The following is a 21,979-nucleotide window of genomic DNA, read 5'->3' as shown; positions in this document are numbered from 1 at the left end:
GATTGAGCAAAGACATTAAAGTAAAGCTGTATTCTAATTCGTCCCAATTTAACGGGGAAATGAAAGCAATCGCCGTTCAAATGAAGAACATAAAGTCTGAATTTGAAAAGAATCGGACTGCAGTTGGTGTGTGGGGTAATGAGCTGAAAACCTCACAAACGAAAGTCAGAACCCTTTCACAGCAATTAGACCAGCATAAAATGAAGGTCAAAGCACTTGAAAGAGCTTATGCAGATTCAGCCATCAAGAAGGGAAAGGATGCGGAATCAACGCAAACCCTAGCCCGCCGGTTGAACTATGCAACAGCTGAAATGAATAAGACGCAAAATGCGTTAACACAAACGACCAACAAAATTCAGAGGATGGAAGCTGAGATAAAAAGAACATCCTCATCGCTTTATAAGATGGGCCAAAGAATGAATACAGTTGGCAACAAAATGAGAAGTACGGGTGCTTCGGTAGCGATGACTTCAGGAGTTGCTTTTGCTAGCTTGGCCCTCCCACTGAAAGATGCCGTAGAAGTTGGTATGTCATTTGAAACACAAATGAGCAAAGTTAAAGCTATTTCAGGGGGAACAGCTGCAGAAGTCGAAAAGCTGAAAAACCAGGCTAAAGAGTTGGGGGCAACAACCGTATTTACTGCTAGTCAAGCAGCAGACGCACAAAGCTTCCTGGCAATGGCCGGATTTAAAGCAAACGACATTTACGCAGCTATGCCAGGCATGCTGAATTTAGCAGCTGCAGGTCAACTAGATTTAGCCGCCGCCGCCGACATTTCTTCTAATATGATGCAGGCTTTTGCTATGAAAGCATCGGAAGCTGGGCACGCATCGGACGTAATTGCATACGGAGCAGCAAACGCAAACACGAACGTGGAGCAAATGGGAGAGGCCATGAAGTTCCTTGCGCCTAACGCCAATTCATTAGGATGGGGACTAGAAGAGTCAGCGGCCGCAGTCATGGCGTTTGGTGACGCAGGTTTACAAGGTTCAATCGCGGGTCAGGCGTTTGGTACGTCTTTGATCAGGTTAGCGACGCCAGCTAGAAAGGCGCAGAAGGTAATTGATAAGTTAGGATTTTCATTTTTTGATGCAGCAGGAAACATGAAGAGTATGCCCGAAGTTGTGGCCGAAATGGAGCGGGGCATGAAGGGCATGACGAAAGAGCAACAAGCCGCAACCTTAAAAACCATTGTAGGCGCTGAATCTTATAAACATTGGGCAGTTCTTCTGCAAAAGGGCAGCAAGGCATTGAAAGAAAATACTAAAGCGCTAAAAGAATCAGACGGTGCGGCTAAAAAAATGGCTGACACAATGCTTGATAATGCGCGGGGCAGTATCATTGCTTTCCAGTCTGCAGTTGAAGGGGCAAAGATTAAGCTTACTGAAAGTTTACTTCCTGCGCTTGGTAACCTTGCTGAAAAAGGTGCAGACATCGTTTCCATGTTTAACAAAATGGATTCTGCCACAGCCCAAACGGTTGCTAAAACAGCATTGTTTGCTACGGGTGTTTTAGGCGCCACAACAGCAGTCGCAACGCTCACAATGGGTATTGGTGCGCTTTTAGCATTTACGGGTCCAGTGGGCCTTGCAATAGTTGGGGGAACAGCTTTACTAGGTGGTATTGCCGTAGCAACCTATGCGTATAATGAGCAGCTGAAAAATCAAAAGAAACGCCAGGAGGAAGCAAAAGAATCAGCGCTTCTATATGGTGAGGGCGTTTCAAAGGCAACTCAAAAAGCTGCCGGATCATACGTGAATCTTCGTGAAAAAGCTACATCACAACTGTTCCAACTGACGCAGGTTTCAGGAAAAGAAGCCGAGAAGATGGCCAGTAATCTATTGTCTACTTATCAAAAAATGTCTTCTTCTCTTATTAAAGAGCTGGAAGGATTTAAGACAGATGCAATCGCCGTTCTAAAAGGTCTTTTTGAGGACCAAGAAAAAGAAACAAAGAAAATCGGAGAAGATTGGTCCGATCAGCTGGTCGGAGACATTGACAAAGACGTTCAAAAAGTACGTGAGAAGATGCGGCAGTTAGAAAAATTGAAAGATGAAACAGGTTTAATGACATCAAAAATGAATGCTTCTCAAAAGAAAACATTTGAGGATATAATTTCATTCTTTCAACAGTCAACAAGTAAATTTGCCGCAAACCAAAAGGACGCTTTAGCCATTCAACAGAGAGTTTCAGAGAGTCAAACAAAACTCTCTTTCAAAAATGCCAAAAGCTACAACGATCAAATCAGCGGCATTTATAAAGAGGGACAGAAGGCTGCTAAAGAAGATCGCGATTACAGAAATAAAGTTTTAGACGAGGCCCTTGCAAAAGAAGCGATATCAGCAGCGCAGCACAAAGCACTAAAAGCTAAAAGTAATGCCGATTATCAAAAGGCTCTTGCTGAAAACCTAGAGGCTTACAAAAACAGTTCCAAAGCTTTGTTTGATCAGATGTCGCAAGATGGTAAGTTGCTGGACTTGGAAACGGGAAAAGCCCTGGAAAAACAAAAAGAGTATTCCAGTAATTCAATGGGGATCTTCATTGAAATGGAAGAGAGCGATGCAAAATACCAAGCACGCTGGGCTGAAAAACAGGTTGCTTTCTTACAAAAACTTGGAGACAGCAAAGAAGAAGCCTTAGAAAAAACGAAACAAGCTCTCATTGAGTTTAACGAGGGTCTAGGCTTTTCTGCAGAAGAATCGGCGAGCAAAGCAAACGAAGCAATCATAAATGCTGAAAATGAATTCAACCGCGCAACATCTGCCCGTGAATCAGGAAAGAAAATGGGCGATGAATTTGCAGACGGCTTAACAGCTGCCACGCCTAACACGTTAGCGAGTGGTACGATCCTTAAGCAGTCACTTGATCAAAAACTGCGAGAGGAAAACGGCATCCCTAGAATTGCAGGACGTGAAAAAGGTCAATCATTTAGCGATGGTATTAGTTCGACAAAAGTTAACGTATCTAACAGTGGTACAGTTCTGCAGCAAGCACTAAAACAAAAGTTAAGTGAAGGCAATGCAGGTGCTAAAACATTCGGCTCACAAAAAGGCCAATCATTTAGCGCGGGTATAAGCTCAACAAAAGGCAGCACAAGCACTGCAACAAGCAGCGTAAACCAAACAGCGTTATCAAACCTAAACAAAAATACCACTCAAGCCACACAAGCAGGTGTAACAAAAGGTAAAAGCCATAGCGCGGGAATAACAAGCACAAAGGGCGCCAATACGTCTGCAGCATCTTCGGTGAGCGCGACAGCAACAGCCCAGCTTGCTAAAACAACCGATGGCGGAGGCGGACAAAAAGCAGGGAGTCAATTCGCATCCGGCATTCGTAGCCAAGCGGGGAACGCTAGTAATTCAGGTAGCACCGTAGCACAATCAGGAAAACAAGGCTTATCAAGCGTGAAAACAACTGGCACAGGTGCTGATTTTTCTAAAGGTTTTGCTAACGGTATTCGCAGCATGGGAGGCACTGGCGGTACGATATGGAAAGCTGCCTGGGCCATCGGTAAAGTTGCAATACGTTCGCTGAAAGATTCCATACAATCAAAATCACCTGCAAAGAAGACCATTGCAGAAGGTGTGAACTTTGGCGATGGGTTTATCATTGGGCTTGGAGAAAAAGCGCAGGACGTGAAAAAGAGCACAGTAGCTATGGCGCAAGGTGCTATGACGTCCTTTAAATCTGAAATTAATAGAATGGCGTTTAACATCCAGGGGGCAGCAGATGAAATAAATACGATGCGCGCTGAACTGACTGTGAGAAATGAGATTGATACGCCTGTATTAAACCAAAAGCTAGATGCCCTTATTAGTCTTCTATCAAACAATTTACAAACGAACAATGAAAGCGTAAGTGCTGCAGGACAAACAATCAGAATACATCCTGCGCCTGTCATTATTGGCGGCCAGCATTTAGCAGACATCGTTTTTGAACAAGGTGACACATCCATACTGGATAAAAAGAGCGCTCAAAAATACGAACAGAATGCTTATAAAGGAGGGCTGAAAAGATAATGGATCTGTATTTTGATTTCAGAGACGGAATGGGGGAGCAGCCTTTATCGGGGTTACTGCCCTATTTTAAGTTGCTTAGCTTTGCACCTGACGCGCCAAGCACTGATAGGGAGCTAGTACAGATGACCAGGTTTAATGGACTTGTACCGACGCAGCATCCGCGCGACATAGTGTACAAAGAAAGGTCTATCAAGGTTGAGATATTGCTTGATGCTAAAATCGCGGCAAACTTTTATCAGTACAGACATGAGTTTTATGATCTCGTTGTTCAGCCCTTCTGGTATTACATCTCATGTGATCTGCTTCCTGGGAGGCGTTTTGCGGTTACGTGTGACGGAGGGTTTCAAATACCCAAAGACAAGCAAAAAAACCAGGTATCCTTCCAAGTGGATTTTAACAATATCACAGGGCTGGCAGAGTCAAAAGGCACGTCTTTAAGCGCGCAGAACTTTTCTAATGAAAGATGGTTTTCAGGAATGGGAATTCAAAGGCGCGACGATCTGCAATACCGTTTTAAAAACAAAAAGCGTTTCAGCGTATTTAATCCTGGCTTACCTATTAACCCACTGCAGCATGATTACAATGTGCTGCTAAACGCAAAGGGAAAAAACGTGACTATAATCAACCACACGAACAATGAGAGGTTGAAAATTGAAGCTGAACTGAAAAAGTCACAGCAAGTCAGGAACCTGAAACAGTATACCGTTGTTGGTAATAAAAGATTGAAAACGTCTGGAAGGCTACCTTCCTTAGATAAAGGCATGAATGAGTTTGAGATACAGAACACCAATGATTTTGAAATTGTATTCGATACAAGATTTTATTTTCCGTAAAAGGGGGATGTCATGGCTGCAGCGGATTTTATAAAAAAACTAGCACCAGGGGCGCAGAAAGTCTATAAAAAATATAATGTCCTTGCGAGCCTAGTCATCGCTCAGGGGTGCCTAGAAAGTGGTTTCGGATCCAGTGGTCTTTCTCAACAAGCCAACAATCTATTTGGAATCAAAGGAACTTATAACGGCAAATACGTATTAATGTGGACTAGTGAGCAGGACAAAAAGGGAAACGTTACTAGGATACAAGCGAAATTTAGAAAGTATCCATCATATGCTGAGAGTCTCGCGGATTTAGGAAGTTTGTACACTCGTTTGAGTCGATATAAAGATGTGGTAGGTGAAAAAGATTATAAAAAGGCTACTGCATCAGTTTCAAAAGCCGGATATGCTACCGACATAAATTATGCAACAAAATTAAACAGCATCATTTTTACTTACAAACTTACGCAATATGACACCTTAGATGATGTGCCGGATGAACCGAGTGAACCACCTGAAACACCAGCTAAACCGTCCTACCCAAGCAAGGAATACCAAGGTAAGGACGTAGAATTAAATGACGGGCTGCCCACTGACATTGATTTCAGGCAGCTGCATGTCTCAACCAAGGACGGCAAGGACCTTGTAGAGATTGTAGGCGCTGTGTTGGAACTGCAAGACGATACAACAGGTAAGAAGAGTTTTACATTCACACTTTTACGGACTGAGGATAATGGGGCGGAATTTGATTTGCTTGTTCCAGGGAACATACTGTATTTAGACGAGAAAGTATACAACCATCAAAAGTATTACATTACAGATATTGAGCTTGATCAGAGCAGGAAAAACGTGCTGCAGAAAAAAGTAACGGCCAATCATGTGTATACTGTACTTCTTGTAAATAACAGAGTCGAGGAAAAAACGTCAAAGAAACTCAACATCAAAGAAGCCCTAGACATTGCACTTGCTGATACACCCTTTCAATATGTCCTGAAAGAAAAAGAATCAGCATTTGATATCGTCGATCAAGACGGCTTCGGAGAAAAGAATAGAATCGAATTAATGGATCAGATCGTTGATGACTATGAAATAGAGCTTGATGTAAACAACTACGTCATCTATGTATATAAAAAGATGGGAAGAGTAGTAGATTACACTTTCGACAGCCGATACAATATGCCAGGCTTTAAATTGAAGATCAATGACCAAAACACATCCACAAGAGCTTGGGGTTACGGAGCAGAGAAGAAGGCTAAGAAAAGTGATACTAAATCAACTGATACAAAAACGAACGAGGATGAAAAGGAAAAAGAGCCTGAATATGAATTCGAGCCTATCCTATACATTCATCCTGATGAAGATAAATTTTTGATTGAGGGTAAGCCGCGCTGGGGTGAGCCGATAAGAGATGACACAGTAAAAAAAGCAAGCAACATGGTATCTGCTTTGAAAAAGCATGTAAATCCATATCCTGACGTGGTCGTTGAGGCAGAGTATCAGTATATCTATGAACCAGCACTACAAGGAATAGAAGAGGATTTTTGGAAGGGTGACACGATACATGTCATTGCTGATACGGCAAACGGGATCACGTTTGAGGACGATGTAAGGCTAGTGTCTGTCACTTATAATCCCCTCAACCCGTATGACAGCCCTAAAATGACTTTCGCTAACTTTAGGAAAGACATCCAGGACTATCAAGTGAGCCAGGCGCGGCAGATTAAGCAGCAAAAAAGATATATAGATCAGTTGATGAGAACGCTCAATTAAGAGCGTTTTTTCTTTTGGAATTGAAAGGAGTGAATAGATTGGTCCGGCTTAAAAAGTATTATGACACAACCCGTAACTCGGTCTATGAATCCCAATTGCGTGGGGATATGCAAACGGTCGAGAATGAACTTAATAAAAATGCTACTGAATTACAGTCTCACAAGGGCAGTAAAAAAGCTCACTTGTCTAGTCAGATTATGCACGGTTTGTTCACCGTTGCCAATAGGATTGACAACATGTGGGCTAGATTGACAAACCTCATTCTCAACCATGACGGGAATGATGTAAAAGAAGTTGTAGACATTCGAGTCGCTAGGGATGCATCTATTCATCCCACAGCAAAAGATAGATTAGACTATGACTTTCAAATTCTTGAGCAAGAAATAGAAGACGCTGCCGTTTCCCTGAATCTAAAAAGGTTTATTAAAAAGTACGGAAGTTTTACGGCAGGATTCAAGGCAGCTCTTAGTCTTGCCAAATTATATCCTGTGCACATTGTTGTTCCTCAAGGACAATACAAACTAATGGAGACTGCACGCATCTATAAAAACACTCACTTAACCTTACAAGCTGGTGCCGTTATAAGGCGCGGATTTGTAGGATCAATGCTTGTAAATGGTGATAAAGACGACCGAACCAAGGGCTATGACGGCCACGGAAATATACTGATTGACGGTCAAGGGGTGTTTGATAGCGCAGGGGGAGAGATCAAAGAACAATGTTCAGTAATAGGTTTTGCACATGCTGAGCGCATTATCATACGGGATATCACTATCAAGGATGTGTGCGGCGGTCATGCCTTTGACTGTGCAGGTAATAAGCATGTCTTAATTGAAAATGTCTGGTATAAAGGTTTCGCTGATTATAAAGGCGACAGATGGTTTTCTGCTGCGATTCAGCTGGACTTAATGAGATCGGCGGGCAACTTCGGCGCATTTGGAGCTTATGACCAAACCGTGAGCAAGCATGTCACTATTCGAGACTGCTATTTTAGCAGATCCGAGAATTTAGGAGGATATGCGCGGGGGATAGATTCTCACACCAGCACTGATGGCTTTTGGTATTCTGATATTCGTATCGAAAACAACGATTTTGAAGATACGACCGAGTACGCAATTTCAGGGAACAAATGGGAAGACGTTTTAATAAGCCGAAACCGATTTAAAAATTGTGCATCCGGCGTAAGACTCATGATTCCAAGCGTTGAATCGGTCTACACGCAAGACGCAAACGGCAATCCTACGAACAGGGTCAACAAGGTAAAGCGTCTTTCAGTCAAAGATAACACTTTCACTAATATCAAAGAACGTCATGCCATTCAGGTATATGGCCGTAAAGGGATTCAAAGAATTGACGATGTGGATGTTTCCGGTAATAAAATCAATGGCGTAAAGGTCAAGCACGCAATCCATTTATCAGATGTGGATGGCTTTTTGGTGTCTCGTAATCAATTTAGAGACATTAAACATCATGGGGTGCTCTTAACACGCTGCAGTAATGGCAAAGTCGAATCAAGCGTTGGACGAGACATCGAGGGGAACGGTGTACGCGTAGAATTAGGGTGTAAGAACATTGATGTCACAAACACAACTTTACGTGAAGTTGGATATTCGGGGATTTCTGTTTCAGGAGATTCAGAGGACATAAACGTTGATTTCAGCGATATTCAGAATGCAGGTAAAAGAACCTCTTCATCAAACCCGTATTACGGAATTATCTTCATGGATGGAGTCACAGATTCGGCAGCAAGATTCAACAAAGTGCGTGGAAAAAAATGCAGATACGCGATGTATTTTACTAGCAAGTGTTCTCGTATTCAGCATTTCGGCAATCGACTAAAAGGAGCTGGCGCAGAAGGTTCTTTGAAAGACAACAGCGTTGATCCTATTAAATCATTTGAAAATGTAACATGAGAGAGGTGATAACATGATTCGCAAAAATGGTCCACTTGATTTTGATGTAAACGCATATACCAGTTCAAGCGTATCAACCAGCATAAATTTTTGGACGCAGGACCGTCAGACAGCAAGGCTCATTTTCAAACTCACTAAAGATGGAGTCCCTTTGCCTCTAGCAGCTGTCATGGGAAAACTTGTATTAGTTATGTCAGATGGCAGCCGATTCATTAGAGACGTAACGATAGTTGATAGAGTGAACGGTCACGCCGAGTATATCTTGTCAGACAAAGAGATTAAGCACTACGGCATAGTACAAGCTGAGCTGAATTTGTACTATGCAAATGATCAATCTTTGTCCGTGCATCAGTTCTCTTTTAACATTTCAAAGTCCCTCATTGATCAAGATATTGTCCCAATCACAGAATACTATGTGGACGAGTTCGAGACTTTAAGAGCAAAGATAAATGAGATGTACGATGAAGCGATCCTAACGATTGATGAATTGAAGGCCAAGTTCGAGGACTTGGAAAAGATCGAAACAAAACAAGGCGCAAAAGCTAAAGTAGCCGAAGCGCTTGCAGCTGCTAAAAAATATACGGAGGATTATGCGGAGACTCCCGTAGGCGCTTTGAAAATGGCTAAAGACCTTGTTGCGGGTTTTCAGCAAAAGAAAATTACAACTGATTCAGGTATGCCATTGATTTCAATTAAAGACACGTCCGTTAGCATCCTAGACGCTGTCATCAATAATGGGCTAGGACAAGGAACGTTTTATGCTATAGCAGGTTCAAAAGACCTTCCGAATAAACGTTCATTCAGAGGCTTTTTCCACATGACGGATGCGACAAACGGAAAGGGTACGTTTGGTTGGGTTTACGCAACAGACTATGTAAATAACATCTACACCAACTATTTAAACAACAATGTGTGGAGTGGGTGGGCTAGACTCTCCAATCATAATTTGTTGTCTGAAACTGGACAAAGCCAGTTGCTTCCTAACGGTACGGACATTTTAACGCTGCCTTCCGGTTGTTACTATGCCGTTGGGACAAATGTCGTCAATATGCCGAGTAAAACCGATTCATCTTGGTTCAATATTTACGTTATTGATAACAGTAACAACCGTAAATACTTTCATATTGTTAGAAGTGGCGATAATTTACATTGGTTCGGCACGATTCATACGGACGGATCATTTAGAGGATGGAGACGGATGCTGACGGATAATGATTTAAGCAGCACATGGAATCAAGTAACGTTAGTCGCAGGAACAGTAAAACAATTTGCGGGAAACCCTCTCCAATTCTCCATACGTCAAAATGACTTACGCATTCGAGGATCGTTTGAGGGAGTCCCGGCGAACGATACTGTCATTGCACGTTTTGCTCAAAAACCGTCAGCAAAAACTGCGTTTTTAGGCGCAACGGTAGGTTCTTATGGGTCTGCTAGATTTACATTAGAGAAAGACGGTTCTTTACGTTTTGATGGGATGTCCGCTAACGATAATTCTTTTGTAAGCAGGTTTGAAATAAATGAATCTATTCCGTTATGGTAAAGGAGGTAAGATATATGCACATTTATTACTTCGATGAGAAGTTTAAATATCAAGGCGAAGATGTAATTGATTATGACGAGCTGCCGGAAAATGCTACGGATGTACGACCGCAAAAGGGGTTATATCTTCCCGTGTATGACGAGAAAAAAAGAATGTGGTTTGAATCAGCATCCGAAGAGTATATAGAGAGCTTGCAGCCTAAACCGCCTTTACCTAATGATATAACCACTCTTAAAAAACAGGCGGCTTTACTCACATTGCAAGTTACGCAGCTGCAGAGAGGCGGGTCATCATGATTTATCCAACGGCGGCCGACATAAAAGTATTTTGGGATTGGGGCGTTTACACTCTTGAGATCATGCGGGAGTATGTCGCATTAGAAGTAATAACAAAAGAAGAGTTTAAGCAGATCACAGGCGTCGCATTCGACAAGCCAGCTGCTTCTGCAGATTTAGGAACCACAGCATCTTAACAGGTGCTTTTTATTTTGCCTTCGAAAGGAGGTGATTAAAGAAATGGAGGAAACGATAGTGTTTATAAACTTTGAAACTTTAGACCTTGCACGAACATACCTATTTGGCGGAGTGAAATTTTTGGACTTGCTCTTGCTGCTAAGCGTCATCGACGTTTTAACAGGAATCATTAAAGCATGGAAGATCGGTAAGCTGCGCAGTCGCACGGCTTGGTTTGGTTACGTGCGAAAAATGCTTAGTTTTGTTGTCGTGATTGTGGCCAACATCATTGATCAGATCATGGGACTAAACGGAGTGCTGACCTTCGGGACAGTGCTTTTCTATATTGCAAATGAAGGGCTTTCTATCACAGAAAACCTTGCACAGATCGGCGTTAAAATCCCGGCTTCTATTACAGACCGACTTCACGTGATCGAATCCGACAGTCAAGAAGAAGAAACAGAAAAGAAAGCTGCTGAGTAATCGGCGGCTTTTTTCTATATAAAAACAAATTAAGGAGTAGATGAACATGACAAAGAAAATTATGCTTGATCCGGGACACGGCGGACACGATCCGGGTGCAGCAGCAAACGGATTAAAAGAAAAAGATCTTGTACTAACTATCGCAAAGAAAACAAAAGCGATTCTTGAAAAGGTGTACGGGGCAACGGTCAAACTCACACGATCAACTGACGTTTACGTTGATCTGTCTCAAAGAGCAAGGTTAGCAAATAATTGGGGCGCTGCTTATTTTGCATCTATTCACATAAATGCTGGCGGAGGAACGGGTTTTGAGACGTTCCGTTTTGATAAACTCTCTGCAGCATCCAGCACTGGCAAGCAGCAAAAGATCGTACATGATGCGATCTATAGAAAAATTAAGGGTAAGGCAGGGGACCGCGGAACCAAGTCTAAAAATCTAGCTGTCTTAAGAGAAACAAAAATGCCAGCAATTTTGACAGAGAACCTTTTCATCGACCGTAAAGAAGATGCTGCGCTGCTGAAACAAGATTCGTTTCTGAATCTATTGGCCGAGGGGCACGCAGATGGGATCGCGGCGGCCGTCGGTTTAAAAAAGGTATCTTCTTCATCTAAAACAAGCCCGAAAAAAGAAACGACACCAAAGGGCGTTAAAATGGCTGTAGTGAAGCCGAATGCTGACGGGTGGCTATGGGTCTATGATAAGCCAAACTGGTCAGCGAAGCACAAAAAAGTAAAGCCTGGTGAAGCGTTTACGATTGATAAGACCGTCAACGTAAACGGATCGAAAATGTACAAGCTGAAATCAGGTCTTTATATCACTGCTGCATCTAAATATGTTCTGGTAAAACAAAAGTAAAATCAAAAGCCCTTCCAAAATGGAGGGGCTTTTTTTTAATGTTTATTTTTCAGGAGACGTTTTTCTGAAAACCTTCTTCACTATGTTTGATCCCAAAAAAATAAAGGCACCAAAAGTAAGAAGTGTGACTCCAAGAGATACCAAACCGATAAGTGGTGCAATAGTCCGCATTAAATCTGCCTCGACATTCATTACTAAACCCACCTTTCTTAATTCTTCCTTAAAACTCATTGTACACATTTACATATCTATTTATGTATGATTATACTTGCTATGTATTTAAATGTAAAACGGAAAGGAGAAACAAAATGAAAGCCAAAATCTTTATGTTATTGTCTGCCGTTGTTTTGATTTTAGGTTTAGCCACTCCATCGTCTAGTTTTGCAGCTCAGAAAGAAACAAAAAAAGAAGAAGTACCATTTTTAAGTAGTCTGATTACTGAAGAGGTGATGACTACTGATATTCCATCAGCTGATTTTGAAGGTAAAACCGAAAAGACATACAGCAATGGTGTAAAAGTGGTTACAACTGTGGAAGACACCAGTCCTATTAGTACAAAAGCAGATAGTTTCTGTGGTACAGGTGCGAAGGCCGTTAGAGCTACTTTTTACTATGGTGGAACCACAGTTTTGACACTAAAAACAAACATTATTTACGAAAAATGCAAAGACAATAAAGTGAAATACAAGTCAACTGAATACTTCACTGCTGCTGTTACAGATGGAACCAGTGATTACGATTCAAAAACTTATAAATCACAAAAAGGTTCAAGAAATGTTTTCACTTGGACTGGACAAGTAAACAAGGTGTCAAGTAAATTTTACAAAGGTGACGTCATTTGGCGTATACAAATTGATGCCTATGGTGTACAAGATAGCACTGTAATTGGCTGATGAAAAGCCCTTCCGTTGGGAGGGGCTTTTTATTTGAGCATTATTTATCATTGTTTGAAAATCGGTGAATCTACAATTCTTTTGCTTTTGCTTCAGCTGCCTTCATCGCTTCGGCTTTTGAAGAAAACCCTTTTCGAACTATCCTTTTTCTTTCCCCTGTTTCTCTATCTAATGATTCAATGACATAAGAGAATGTCTTGTCTGCACATGGTTTAATATTAATCATGATTTCCCTCCTGTTACCGTAATTATTAATTTCATTTTACTAAATATCCCATAAAAAGCAATCTAATAACGTAAATACCTCAGATGAAAAATGTGGGCGTCCATTCGGGCGGCTTTTATCTTTTATTTAAAACGCCATTCCTTCTTCTCCTTATTCCATTCAAGCTCTTTTCGGGACATTAGATTTTTAACAGCCTTACGGATCGTCGGCTCATCCTTGCCCGTTCTCCTTTTAAGGTCATCCATCGAGGGATTCTTTCGAAATCTACTCATATTGTAGATGATTCGGTAAAGCTTCCTTTCAAGATCGGTCACGGCGTAACCTCCTGTAAAAAGAATATATGTTCGATTATAAATGTTAATAAAAAACCCTTCAACTTGAAGGGTCATTTTAAAGAAGATACTTTATCGGTAATTTTCATTTGTTCTCCAGAACGTTCATACGAGAATTTAGCCACTGTTTCATCTTCATCTATATAAGGAACTTTCCAAAATACAGCTATCTGATTGACTGTATCACTATCTTTGCCAATGTTTGCAGCTAAGTCATCACTATACATTTCAACCATGTTATAAGCTGTCTTACTTGTGTTCAATGCATCAAAAGACAAGTAAACAAGAGCAATTAACTTATTCTTCTCACTCGAACCCATATCTTCGTTAATTTCAATTTTTTCAATCGATGTGGTTTTATAGTTCTCTTCAATAATTGTTTTGATTGCTATTTCTGCATCATTTTTTAACATATCTATCTCATCTTCTTTACTGTTATCTTCAACTTCTTCTGAGGTATAAGCTTCATTTTTCTCTTCCTCTGCATCTTTATCTTTAGGCAAAGTTTCCTCCTCAGATATAACTTCAGAATTATTTATTTTTAAATTTACTTCAGCAGTAGCTTTTAGTTCTGAGTCACCGCCAATCTGAGAACCAGTGAGGTTAGATCCCTTATCTCCAAAAATTTCTTGAATAACTTCAGTTTGTTCAAGAACGGGTAGTGTTTCGACATATATAAAATATTTCCCATCATCAAATACTTTGTCATCTTCATTAAAGAATTTATACTCGAAAGATCCATCCTTTTGAACAGCTGTATTAACTATTGAGTTTTTATGGGAATTTTTTTGTTCAAGACGAATCCTTAGTTTCGTATCTTTAGGTAAGTTACTTTTCCCACTAAGGATAATAATTTTATTGTTTGTGATCTCTTTATCCAAAGTGATCTTTACATTTAATTTTTCTTTAGTTTCAATGCTTTCTTCTTTTTTACTAGAGTTATTTGTGGATGTGTTTTCTGCTTTGCCACAAGCAGATATGAATAAGGTACATAAAATTAAAAGGAGAAAAGTTTTAATAAGATTCAATATAGACCCTCCAAAACAAATATTTTCCAAATAAGTCTATCATATTATTCGATGGGAAAGAGGATAAATAATGTTTTTTCCAAATTAAGAATATTACGGAATTGACAATCAAGATGTTATAATTTAGTAAGAACAATTCACAATTGGGGTGTGTTAAATGCATTTCCGCAAAGAATCATCAGTTGAAGAGATCATCAAATATGACGATTACCCTTATAAAGTCTATACAAGGGTTTCGACAGACCGCGACGAGCAAATAAGTTCTAAGGAAAACCAAATTGACGTTTGTCGATATTGGATCGAGCAACACAACTATGAATGGGATGACCGTTCTGTTTTGTTAGACGATGGTATCAGTGGAACCGTCCTTGAAGACAGGGCAGCAATGAAATACATTTTTTCATTGGCGGAAAAGAAAGATATAAAAATGGTCATTTTCAAGTCCATCACACGTCTTGCCCGCGATCTGAAAGATGCTTTATATATCAGAGAAATTTTGGTGTCTAATGGGGTTCGAGTAGTGACTCTTGAAGAGGACTACGACAGCTTATATGAAAGTAAAGCGTCAATGAAATTTGAAATGTCTGCTCTTTTTGCTGAGCAGTTACCTAAGTCTATGTCAGTAAATATAAGCGGTGTACTTGCAGCAAAAGCACGCCGTGGGGAGCACTCTGGGCGTGTACCATATGGTTATACGAAAGATGGTAAACACCTTGTAATTAACGAAAGTGAAGCTCAAGTAATTAGGATGATTTTCCACCTTTATAATAACGAGGGGCTAGGTCAGAAAAGAGTTACATATGCATTGCAAGAAAAGTGCAAAATTGGTGAAATACCTCCTCCTAGAACAACAAGAAATTGGCAGCTTACAACAGTTCAAACCATATTAAAAAACCCAATTTATTGTGGTGTGCACATTGCTAATAGACATACCACGATCAAAGTTGATGGCAGAAAAAAATTTATAAGAAATCCACCTGAAAAATGGAACATTTATGAAGACTTTTGCCCGCCGATTGTCTCAAGAGAAGAGTGGGAGAAAGCAAATAATAAACCAACAGTTAATAAAAAAACTAAATTCACACCATGGAATGAGCTTAGACAACTGCTTATTTGCGGGAAATGCGGATCTAATATGGTCATTATCCAAACCAGCAGAGCTAAAAAAAACGGAGAGAAAACTTATTGGAAATATGTTAAATGCAGTAATTACAGGAGATCTGGTCCCGAAGGCTGTGTGAACCATGTTCCCATCACTTATGAAGAGGTCCGAGATTTAGTGATTGAAAATCTCATCGAATTCTCTAGGGATATATCACACGACTACAAAAAAAATGCATTTGAGCAAAAAGAAAAACAAATAAAGTCTATTAAAGCAGAGTTGAAATCTCTAGAAGCGAAAAATAAAAGGTTACTTGAACTTTATTTAGAAGATCAAATGATTACCAAATCAGAATTTCAAATGAAGCGAAATGACATTCAAGCTAAAATAATAAAACTTGAACAGAGTTTATTTTCCCTACAGCAGGTCCATGATGAGAAAAGTTCAATGATGGAAATGCAAGCGGTTCTTCGAGAGCTTGAAGACAAAGAGAACGATTTGAAGCATGTGTTTGATAAGCTCATTGATCATATTGTGATCCATCCAAACGGGAAAATGAATTTCCATTATAGATTTAAATGATCATGTAAGTTATACTCGTTTGTAAAAGGTATGCATAACAAATGCTAAGCATACCTTTTGCAAATTAATTCCTCGATCAATTAAAATAACTCCAAAAGTCATCTGTTAATAAGTTACACAAAAGGATTATAATTGTACTATGAGAAATAATTACTTATATATTAGAGCAAAAATTCATACTTCTGCGACAATTTCCGACAACATTTTTTTGTACTATATGTTAAATTTAACAATGGTAAGGTGATCATATATGACAAGTACAATCGCGAAAGACTTACGGACGTATTTACGGAACTCAATCGAAATGTCTAAAGAAAGTCAAAAACAAGTTGCTACAAAACTGGGTATAAGCAGTAGTTATTTAAGCAAATTTTTAAATGGCAAGGATGTCTCGTTCTGGATTGTTCATAAGATCATTAATTACATTGACAAAGAGAACGAAGTTGAACTTATTTTTAATTATTTTAGAGAAGGCATTAGTTCCAAAAATTTTCCTGCTGCTTTAGAATATTGTTATTCCAAGCAATTGTACGATTATACAAGTGTTCTTGCACAGGAGTACAAAAATAAAAGAAATTCAAAAACTCAGGAATTATGTTCTTTATATTCGTTAATGTTAGAGTCAAGATTTATATTCGAAAGTAATACTTTTTTAGATAACCTGAGAAATTTCAAAACCACCTTTTTGGAAACTGAAATTATGGTGAAGGTCTTACAAGTCTATTACTATTATTTGAACGGCCATTATGATTTAACTATTTATACGATTGATCAAATAAATGACTTGTTGTTTCAGGTTAATGATCCGTTTCTAAAAATGGCATACGGTGCTAGGGTAGATGAAATTCAAGTCAATATTTACTTGAAGCAAAAAACAGAATTAATACAATCACGAAAAATTGCTAACAGAATTTTGGATAGGAATTTCAGCACAGCTCACAACATTACTGCTTATCACATTTTAGGTCTTTCGTATTTTCCAGAATCCTATGAACAGTCAATTTCTTATTATCTTAAATGTATTGAACTTTATTCGAAATTTCCTGATAGACAGGCTGAAATTCTGGAAAATAAAGAAGAAATATCGTTTCTTCAAAAGTACTGGAATAAAAGAATTCATGACGAATTCGCAGTAAGTGAATTCTCCATGTTATTAAAACATGATGGGGATTTAAGCAAATATTACAAAGATGAGAGATATAATAAATATGCGCTTTTTTTTGATGGAATAAAAGAATCTTCAACAGAAAAATTGCTATTATCACATCATTATTTTTCAAAAACCAAAGATTATTTTAGGGCAAGTTTCCCAAAAAATGAATTGAATAGAATTGGATTTAAGTATACACTCTAAGAGTTAGGGGGTGCTATACATGACTAAACGTTTCAATGTAATTGTTTTAACACTTACACTAGGAGCAACAATAGTTGTTTCGGAAATTCACTCACTTATCACTAACAACCCAGAGACAGTATATGAAACAAAAGACGTAAGACCTGGAATGTAAATATAAGATATGAAAAAGACGCTACCTATAATCAGGTATCGTCTTTCGTGTTTTCTGGGGAAGTTTCCTGTTTTCAAAAATAACGAAAACAGGAAATTATTTTAAATATTTCTAATATGGATTAAAATATAAACAGAACAAACGTTCCTTGGAGGGAAGAGAAATGGCTATAAAATATGAAGAATTAATGGAAATCTTAGAAGCAATAAAAAAAGAAGATCAAAATCAATCCTCTTCAGGTGAATCGTCTTCAAAAAATTTAGCCTTAGAAGCTCTGTAATTTTTAAGGGCATCTAACATGAAATTACGCTCATCATCTGTTATTTGTTTGCCATCTGCATCTATAATGTTTGCATTTTTGATATTCTCAAGAGTTAGTTCTTTCGCGAAAACTACTATCTCAGCTTCTTTACCCATTTTTTCAAGTTCGCTCGGATCAGTCACAAAGTAAGTGGGATCAACATTGAAAAAATCTGCAAGTTTTGTCAAAGCTTCCAAAGAAGGACTTTTGATTTTACCCGTTTCAAGTTTTGATAGATAGCCGTTACTTAAACCAACTTCTTGAGCAAGCTTTCTAATAGACAGTTTGGGTTTATACTCTTGCCTTAGTCTTTTTAAGTTTATTCCGATTAACTCATTTTTCTTGTTATCCATAAAATAAAGTCACCTCGATTTAACGCCACTGATTAGTAACAACATATTAATTATATCATGTTTAAGATTCCTATAAGAAACATTTATGAAATTTATGGTTGCACTAAAAGCAGAAGGATGATATATTTTATTTGTGCTTCCTATAAGAAGCGTTTGGGAGGTGAAAACGATGGTCCATGAAACTTCTACTTTTGCAGAAAAGATTAAAAAACTAAGGTCAGAAAGAAATGAAACTCAACGGCAATTTGGCTTGGTTACAGGGTTTTCTAGCTCTTATATTTGTAAGTTGGAAAAAGGGAAAGCTAATCCGTCGCACTCTTCTTTAGTTCAACTAAGTGAAAAATTAAATTTGCCACCGGCTTATTTTTTTTAAAACAAGTGCTTCCTATAGTGATCAAAATTCGAAGGGCAGTCCTATTGTCCACATTGCATATTATGTTTCGAGGTGATCTTTATGGCTAAGAAAAAGCAAAAGAGAAAAAGCAACCTGTTTCTCGGAGAAGTTTTCTTTGGAACAGAAGACAGAGAAAAACTTTTTACTGAGGCTGTGGCGCCTTATTACACACCAGTAAAAAAAGAAAAGAACAAAAAAACTAAAGAGGCTTGAAACATTTGTTTCACCTTTTTTTGAAGGACAAGCCTAATCATAAAAAGAGGTGAGTAACTCGTGGCAAAATTTCGCCAAGTCTATACAACATTTTGGAATGATCCGAAGGTTACTGAGGAAATGACACCAGAGGACAGGTACTTTTATTTGTATCTTATTACTAATCCAAATACTACTCAAATTGGTGTGTACTCAATTACGAAAAAACAAATGGCTTTTGATTTAGGGTATTCCATCGAATCAATAAACAGCCTTATGGATCGATTCGAAAACCACCATAAACTAATTGTTTATAACAACGAAACAAGAGAATTAGCTATAAAAAATTGGGCTAAATACAACCTGAATAAAGGTGGAAAACCAGTACTGGATTGTGTTGCAAAGGAGTTAAGAGAAATCAAAGATAAATCGCTACTCCGACTGGTTTATGAATACGTGAAAAATGACAGTATCAAGGTGTTGTTTGAACGATACGCCGACGACTCGTCAACGATACGCCGACGACAAGTGGACAATAAGAAGAATAATAATAAGAAGAATAATAAAGATATATTGTCGGGAAACCCGACTGCGGATGAATTAGAAATTCCATTCAAACTCATAACGGATCTTCTCAATCAAATGTCAGAGAAAAATTACCGTCACACCACACCAAAGACACAGCAACTAATAAAAGCAAGATGGAACGAGGGATTCAGATTCGATGATTTTAAAAAGGTCATCTTAGCAAAATGCTTTGAATGGCGTGATAACCCTGAAATGAGTAAATTCCTTCGTCCCGAAACACTTTTCGGAACAAAATTCGAAGGTTACTTAAACAACAGTGATGAGGTGATAAAGCGTGCACAGCATAAAGGCGGTGGCAGCCGAAGTAACCGACAAAATGACCTTCCATTCTGATTACTGTAATAAGCATACATACATTCGTGGCAGTGAAGATGTTGTAAAACCTGTCCGAATGATGGTGATGAATGGGAAAGTTATTTGCCCTCGATGTGAACTGGAAGAAGAGTCAAAGAAATTGCAAAAAGACTTAGAAAGTCAAATTGAATATAGCCAGCGGCAGAAAAAATTTAACACGTTGGAAAAACGAAGCATGTTCAGGGATCGAACTGTCTCACAAGCAACATTTGATAATTACAATGTTGCTGAGCCAGAAGAGACCAAGAATAAAAGTCGCATGATGGATCTTGTTAAACATTTGCAACAAGGTGAAGTGTTCAACATCTTTTTGCAGGGACATCCAGGAGTGGGGAAGAGTCACCTTGCATATGCAGCACTTAGAGAACTTAATGTGCCTCCTGATCCCGACAATCCTGAAGACAAAGGTCAATCATGTTTATTTATCAATATGGAAGATGCTGCTACGGCAATTAAAGATTCATTTAGCAACAAAGAGAGCAAGTACACAGAAGCATATGTGACTCAGTTGATGGGTGAAGCCGATTATCTTGTGATAGATGACATAGGTGCAGAAACAGGGTCTGAACATTCGGATAGTAAAGCCAGCGATTTCATTCATCGTCTCATCTACAAAGTAACATCTGCTCGGCAAGATAAAGTGACAATTTATACAACCAACCTTACTAGCGAAAAGCTGTATCAAATGTATGACAGCAAGCTAGTATCACGTATCACCCAAAAGCAGCAGTACATCATTTTTAAAGACACATCGGACAAGCGTAAAGAAGTATTGCCGTTCTAAGGGAGTGTAAATGGGAAGGTTGATAGTTTAATAGATCAGCTGGCAGTAAGTCTGATTGACTGAAAAACACAAGGAGGAACCACATGAAAAAAGGCGGTAGAAAGCCCACAAGAGCCGAAAGGAAGATTTTAATAGTGAATGGGTTGAACCCACTTTATTGGCTCGTAGAAAAGAATCTGACGACATCTGTGCATGTTGTACACAAAGAGGTCGGTCGCAGAAAGGAAATTGCGAAATGAGTGTCACTAGAATCATTTTGAATCATGTCAATTTCGAATGGACGATTGTTGGCCTCAAGCGATTTTTGGATTACTGGTACGAAGGCAGGTCAATCGAAGAGATGGCGGAGTTATTTAACCGACCGTCAGAAGAAGTTTTGCTTTTGATGATTGATTTCAGCAAACGAGGAAAGATCAAAGAGCGTCCGAACGGTGTCGGCGCAAACGAGCCTATATATATCAAAAAAAGCGCAATGAGCTACAAAAAAAGAGATTTACGCAGGCTGTTCGAACAACAACCGGTTTACTACGCTTGTCCGCACAGCGATTTCATATGGGATGAAAAAGACATCATTTTATTTAGACAAATGTGGCAGGACCATGAGCCTATCAGACACATTGCAAACCGTTTGGCCCGCAATGTCGTTGAAATTCTGCTGCTGATTATAGATCAAGCAGAGTTGGGAAAGATTCAACCACGTAAAGACGGAGTTTTTGAAAAGGGAGACAAGCAGTATGAAAAAGAAAAGCATCTTGTTGCCATTTGAGAAAGCGACAGCACGGCAGCTGGAAGTGATTGCGCGGTATGAGGTTTGTCCAAAACAGCTAAAGACAGCAGCCGTGCGCCACCTCAAAAAAAGAGGGGAGGCATCGAGTGATGACCAGTGAAGATAGAGCGTTAATGATCGAGTGGTTGAGCCTCACTAATGTTGGTCGCGAATATTGCGAAAAACTATCAGACGAAGAACTCGAAAGAATCTATAACCTCAATGTTCCGCAGCGTGACGAATAGGGAGGTGAGCATATTGGAAAAGGTAACGAATCCATACAAATCGGGTCCAGTCACAACTTGGGTGATGAGAGAGGATGAACTAGCAGTATATAGGCAGCAACATCCACCAAAACCATATAAAAAGAGACTCAAACGTAAAGACTGGCGTTGGCAGCGCACAGATCAATCCGTCGAGTCTCAGCGGTAGAATTCACATCAGTTCAATGTGAGTGATTAAACTTATGAACCTTAATTATATCACATTGGAGTGAAGATTGTGAATAGACCACAGACTATCTCATTAACAAAAAACGAGCCTTTCACAATATTAGTTGAACAAGGAAAAGTACAAGTGATCGTGCTGGACGGGATAAACAACACAGCGCATTACATAGAGGCTCCCGAACACGGTCACACAATCATTGAAACGATTAAAGGGAGTTTTGACCGAGTTAGATTTGATTTCAGTTATAAAACTAAACGATAGCAGGGGTTTATCCCCTG

Annotated in this window: 27 protein-coding genes; 22 read left to right on the top strand and 5 right to left on the bottom strand. The window is 39.3% G+C overall.

Annotation, left to right across the window (positions count from 1 at the left end; all coding sequences use genetic code 11):
• Positions 1–2 precede the first annotated feature (2 nt).
• From C6348_RS17380 to C6348_RS17340, 9 genes are read left to right on the top strand one after another with little or no spacing between them, the layout of a single operon-like run.
• Complete coding sequence (locus C6348_RS17380; RefSeq protein WP_106043834.1) at positions 3–4,019, top strand: phage tail tape measure protein; 4,017 nt, start codon at positions 3–5, stop codon at positions 4,017–4,019.
• The gene (locus tag C6348_RS17375; RefSeq protein WP_106043832.1) at positions 4,019–4,852 is read left to right on the top strand and encodes a phage tail domain-containing protein; all 834 of its coding nucleotides are present in this window, start codon (positions 4,019–4,021) and stop codon (positions 4,850–4,852) included. Before C6348_RS17380 ends, C6348_RS17375 begins: the two co-directional genes overlap by 1 nt.
• 12 nt (positions 4,853–4,864) lie before the next feature.
• On the top strand, positions 4,865–6,604 hold the full coding sequence (locus C6348_RS17370; RefSeq protein ID WP_106043831.1) for a phage tail protein: 1,740 nt from the start codon (positions 4,865–4,867) through the stop codon (positions 6,602–6,604).
• A gap of 38 nt (positions 6,605–6,642) precedes the next feature.
• A complete protein-coding gene (locus tag C6348_RS17365; protein ID WP_106043830.1) occupies positions 6,643–8,517 on the top strand; it encodes a right-handed parallel beta-helix repeat-containing protein in 1,875 nt (624 codons plus the stop codon).
• A 13-nt stretch (positions 8,518–8,530) separates the two neighbouring features.
• A complete protein-coding gene (locus tag C6348_RS19120; protein WP_223251596.1) occupies positions 8,531–10,057 on the top strand; it encodes a BppU family phage baseplate upper protein in 1,527 nt (508 codons plus the stop codon).
• Positions 10,058–10,071: 14 nt separating this feature from the next.
• Entirely contained in the window at positions 10,072–10,353 is a 282-nt protein-coding gene (locus C6348_RS17355; RefSeq protein WP_106043829.1) for a hypothetical protein, read from the top strand.
• Complete coding sequence (locus tag C6348_RS17350) at positions 10,350–10,529, top strand: XkdX family protein (protein ID WP_106043828.1); 180 nt, start codon at positions 10,350–10,352, stop codon at positions 10,527–10,529. Before C6348_RS17355 ends, C6348_RS17350 begins: the two co-directional genes overlap by 4 nt.
• Before the next feature lie 43 nt (positions 10,530–10,572).
• The gene (locus C6348_RS17345) at positions 10,573–10,992 is read left to right on the top strand and encodes a phage holin family protein (protein ID WP_106043826.1); all 420 of its coding nucleotides are present in this window, start codon (positions 10,573–10,575) and stop codon (positions 10,990–10,992) included.
• Between the two features lie 46 nt (positions 10,993–11,038).
• Complete coding sequence (locus C6348_RS17340) at positions 11,039–11,848, top strand: N-acetylmuramoyl-L-alanine amidase (protein ID WP_106043825.1); 810 nt, start codon at positions 11,039–11,041, stop codon at positions 11,846–11,848.
• Between the two features lie 42 nt (positions 11,849–11,890).
• Here the strand turns inward: C6348_RS17340 and C6348_RS18960 are convergent, their stop codons facing one another.
• Positions 11,891–12,040, bottom strand: coding sequence for a hypothetical protein (locus C6348_RS18960; RefSeq protein WP_189293930.1), 150 nt, complete (start codon positions 12,038–12,040; stop codon positions 11,891–11,893).
• 116 nt (positions 12,041–12,156) lie between these two features.
• Between C6348_RS18960 and C6348_RS17335 the strand changes: the two genes are divergently transcribed.
• Entirely contained in the window at positions 12,157–12,741 is a 585-nt protein-coding gene (locus C6348_RS17335; protein ID WP_106043824.1) for a hypothetical protein, read from the top strand.
• Positions 12,742–12,811: 70 nt separating this feature from the next.
• On the opposite strand, the gene C6348_RS17330 is transcribed toward C6348_RS17335, so the two are convergent.
• From C6348_RS17330 to C6348_RS17320, 3 genes are all read right to left on the bottom strand, one after another.
• Positions 12,812–12,967: an Arm DNA-binding domain-containing protein gene (locus tag C6348_RS17330; RefSeq protein ID WP_106043823.1), complete on the bottom strand. Its 156-nt coding sequence runs from the start codon at positions 12,965–12,967 to the stop codon at positions 12,812–12,814.
• Positions 12,968–13,089: 122 nt separating this feature from the next.
• The gene (locus C6348_RS19115) at positions 13,090–13,281 is read right to left on the bottom strand and encodes a helix-turn-helix domain-containing protein (protein WP_106043822.1); all 192 of its coding nucleotides are present in this window, start codon (positions 13,279–13,281) and stop codon (positions 13,090–13,092) included.
• Between the two features lie 71 nt (positions 13,282–13,352).
• Positions 13,353–14,327, bottom strand: coding sequence for a hypothetical protein (locus C6348_RS17320; protein WP_106043821.1), 975 nt, complete (start codon positions 14,325–14,327; stop codon positions 13,353–13,355).
• A 157-nt stretch (positions 14,328–14,484) separates the two neighbouring features.
• On the opposite strand from C6348_RS17320, the gene C6348_RS17315 reads away from it, so the two are divergent.
• The 3 genes from C6348_RS17315 (at position 14,485) to C6348_RS19195 (ending at position 17,519) form a co-directional block, all read left to right on the top strand.
• Positions 14,485–16,011: a recombinase family protein gene (locus C6348_RS17315; protein WP_106043820.1), complete on the top strand. Its 1,527-nt coding sequence runs from the start codon at positions 14,485–14,487 to the stop codon at positions 16,009–16,011.
• A gap of 250 nt (positions 16,012–16,261) precedes the next feature.
• Positions 16,262–17,365: an AimR family lysis-lysogeny pheromone receptor gene (locus C6348_RS17310; RefSeq protein ID WP_105926222.1), complete on the top strand. Its 1,104-nt coding sequence runs from the start codon at positions 16,262–16,264 to the stop codon at positions 17,363–17,365.
• 19 nt (positions 17,366–17,384) lie between these two features.
• A complete protein-coding gene (locus C6348_RS19195) occupies positions 17,385–17,519 on the top strand; it encodes a hypothetical protein (RefSeq protein ID WP_255222349.1) in 135 nt (44 codons plus the stop codon).
• A 225-nt stretch (positions 17,520–17,744) separates the two neighbouring features.
• On the opposite strand, the gene C6348_RS17305 is transcribed toward C6348_RS19195, so the two are convergent.
• The gene (locus C6348_RS17305; RefSeq protein ID WP_106043889.1) at positions 17,745–18,173 is read right to left on the bottom strand and encodes a helix-turn-helix domain-containing protein; all 429 of its coding nucleotides are present in this window, start codon (positions 18,171–18,173) and stop codon (positions 17,745–17,747) included.
• A 169-nt stretch (positions 18,174–18,342) separates the two neighbouring features.
• Here C6348_RS17305 and C6348_RS17300 point away from each other — a divergent pair, with 169 nt between their 5' ends.
• The 9 genes from C6348_RS17300 (at position 18,343) to C6348_RS17280 (ending at position 21,962) form a co-directional block, all read left to right on the top strand.
• Positions 18,343–18,546 carry a helix-turn-helix domain-containing protein gene (locus C6348_RS17300; RefSeq protein ID WP_105926218.1) on the top strand — a complete coding sequence of 68 codons (204 nt, stop codon included), beginning with the start codon at positions 18,343–18,345 and terminating at the stop codon, positions 18,544–18,546.
• An 81-nt stretch (positions 18,547–18,627) separates the two neighbouring features.
• The gene (locus C6348_RS18955; RefSeq protein ID WP_017367805.1) at positions 18,628–18,780 is read left to right on the top strand and encodes a hypothetical protein; all 153 of its coding nucleotides are present in this window, start codon (positions 18,628–18,630) and stop codon (positions 18,778–18,780) included.
• A gap of 60 nt (positions 18,781–18,840) precedes the next feature.
• Positions 18,841–19,680, top strand: coding sequence for a conserved phage C-terminal domain-containing protein (locus C6348_RS17295; protein ID WP_106043888.1), 840 nt, complete (start codon positions 18,841–18,843; stop codon positions 19,678–19,680).
• Positions 19,640–20,485: an AAA family ATPase gene (locus C6348_RS17290; RefSeq protein ID WP_223251597.1), complete on the top strand. Its 846-nt coding sequence runs from the start codon at positions 19,640–19,642 to the stop codon at positions 20,483–20,485. Before C6348_RS17295 ends, C6348_RS17290 begins: the two co-directional genes overlap by 41 nt.
• Positions 20,486–20,568: 83 nt before the next feature.
• A complete protein-coding gene (locus C6348_RS18950; RefSeq protein WP_189293933.1) occupies positions 20,569–20,724 on the top strand; it encodes a DUF6906 family protein in 156 nt (51 codons plus the stop codon).
• Entirely contained in the window at positions 20,721–21,251 is a 531-nt protein-coding gene (locus C6348_RS17285; RefSeq protein ID WP_106043886.1) for a hypothetical protein, read from the top strand. The genes C6348_RS18950 and C6348_RS17285 overlap by 4 nt, the downstream gene beginning before the upstream one ends.
• 110 nt (positions 21,252–21,361) lie before the next feature.
• The gene (locus tag C6348_RS18800) at positions 21,362–21,496 is read left to right on the top strand and encodes a BH0509 family protein (RefSeq protein WP_140356209.1); all 135 of its coding nucleotides are present in this window, start codon (positions 21,362–21,364) and stop codon (positions 21,494–21,496) included.
• A 13-nt stretch (positions 21,497–21,509) separates the two neighbouring features.
• Complete coding sequence (locus C6348_RS18945; protein ID WP_189293931.1) at positions 21,510–21,683, top strand: hypothetical protein; 174 nt, start codon at positions 21,510–21,512, stop codon at positions 21,681–21,683.
• Positions 21,684–21,743: 60 nt separating this feature from the next.
• Entirely contained in the window at positions 21,744–21,962 is a 219-nt protein-coding gene (locus C6348_RS17280; protein ID WP_411266113.1) for an XtrA/YqaO family protein, read from the top strand.
• Positions 21,963–21,979: the final 17 nt, after the last annotated feature.

This window comes from Bacillus sp. YBWC18 (genome assembly GCF_002998775.1).
Taxonomy (GTDB): Bacteria; Bacillota; Bacilli; order Bacillales; family Bacillaceae; genus Bacillus.
Note: the sequence above shows the minus strand (reverse complement) of the source record. Positions and strands in the feature narration are given on the sequence as shown.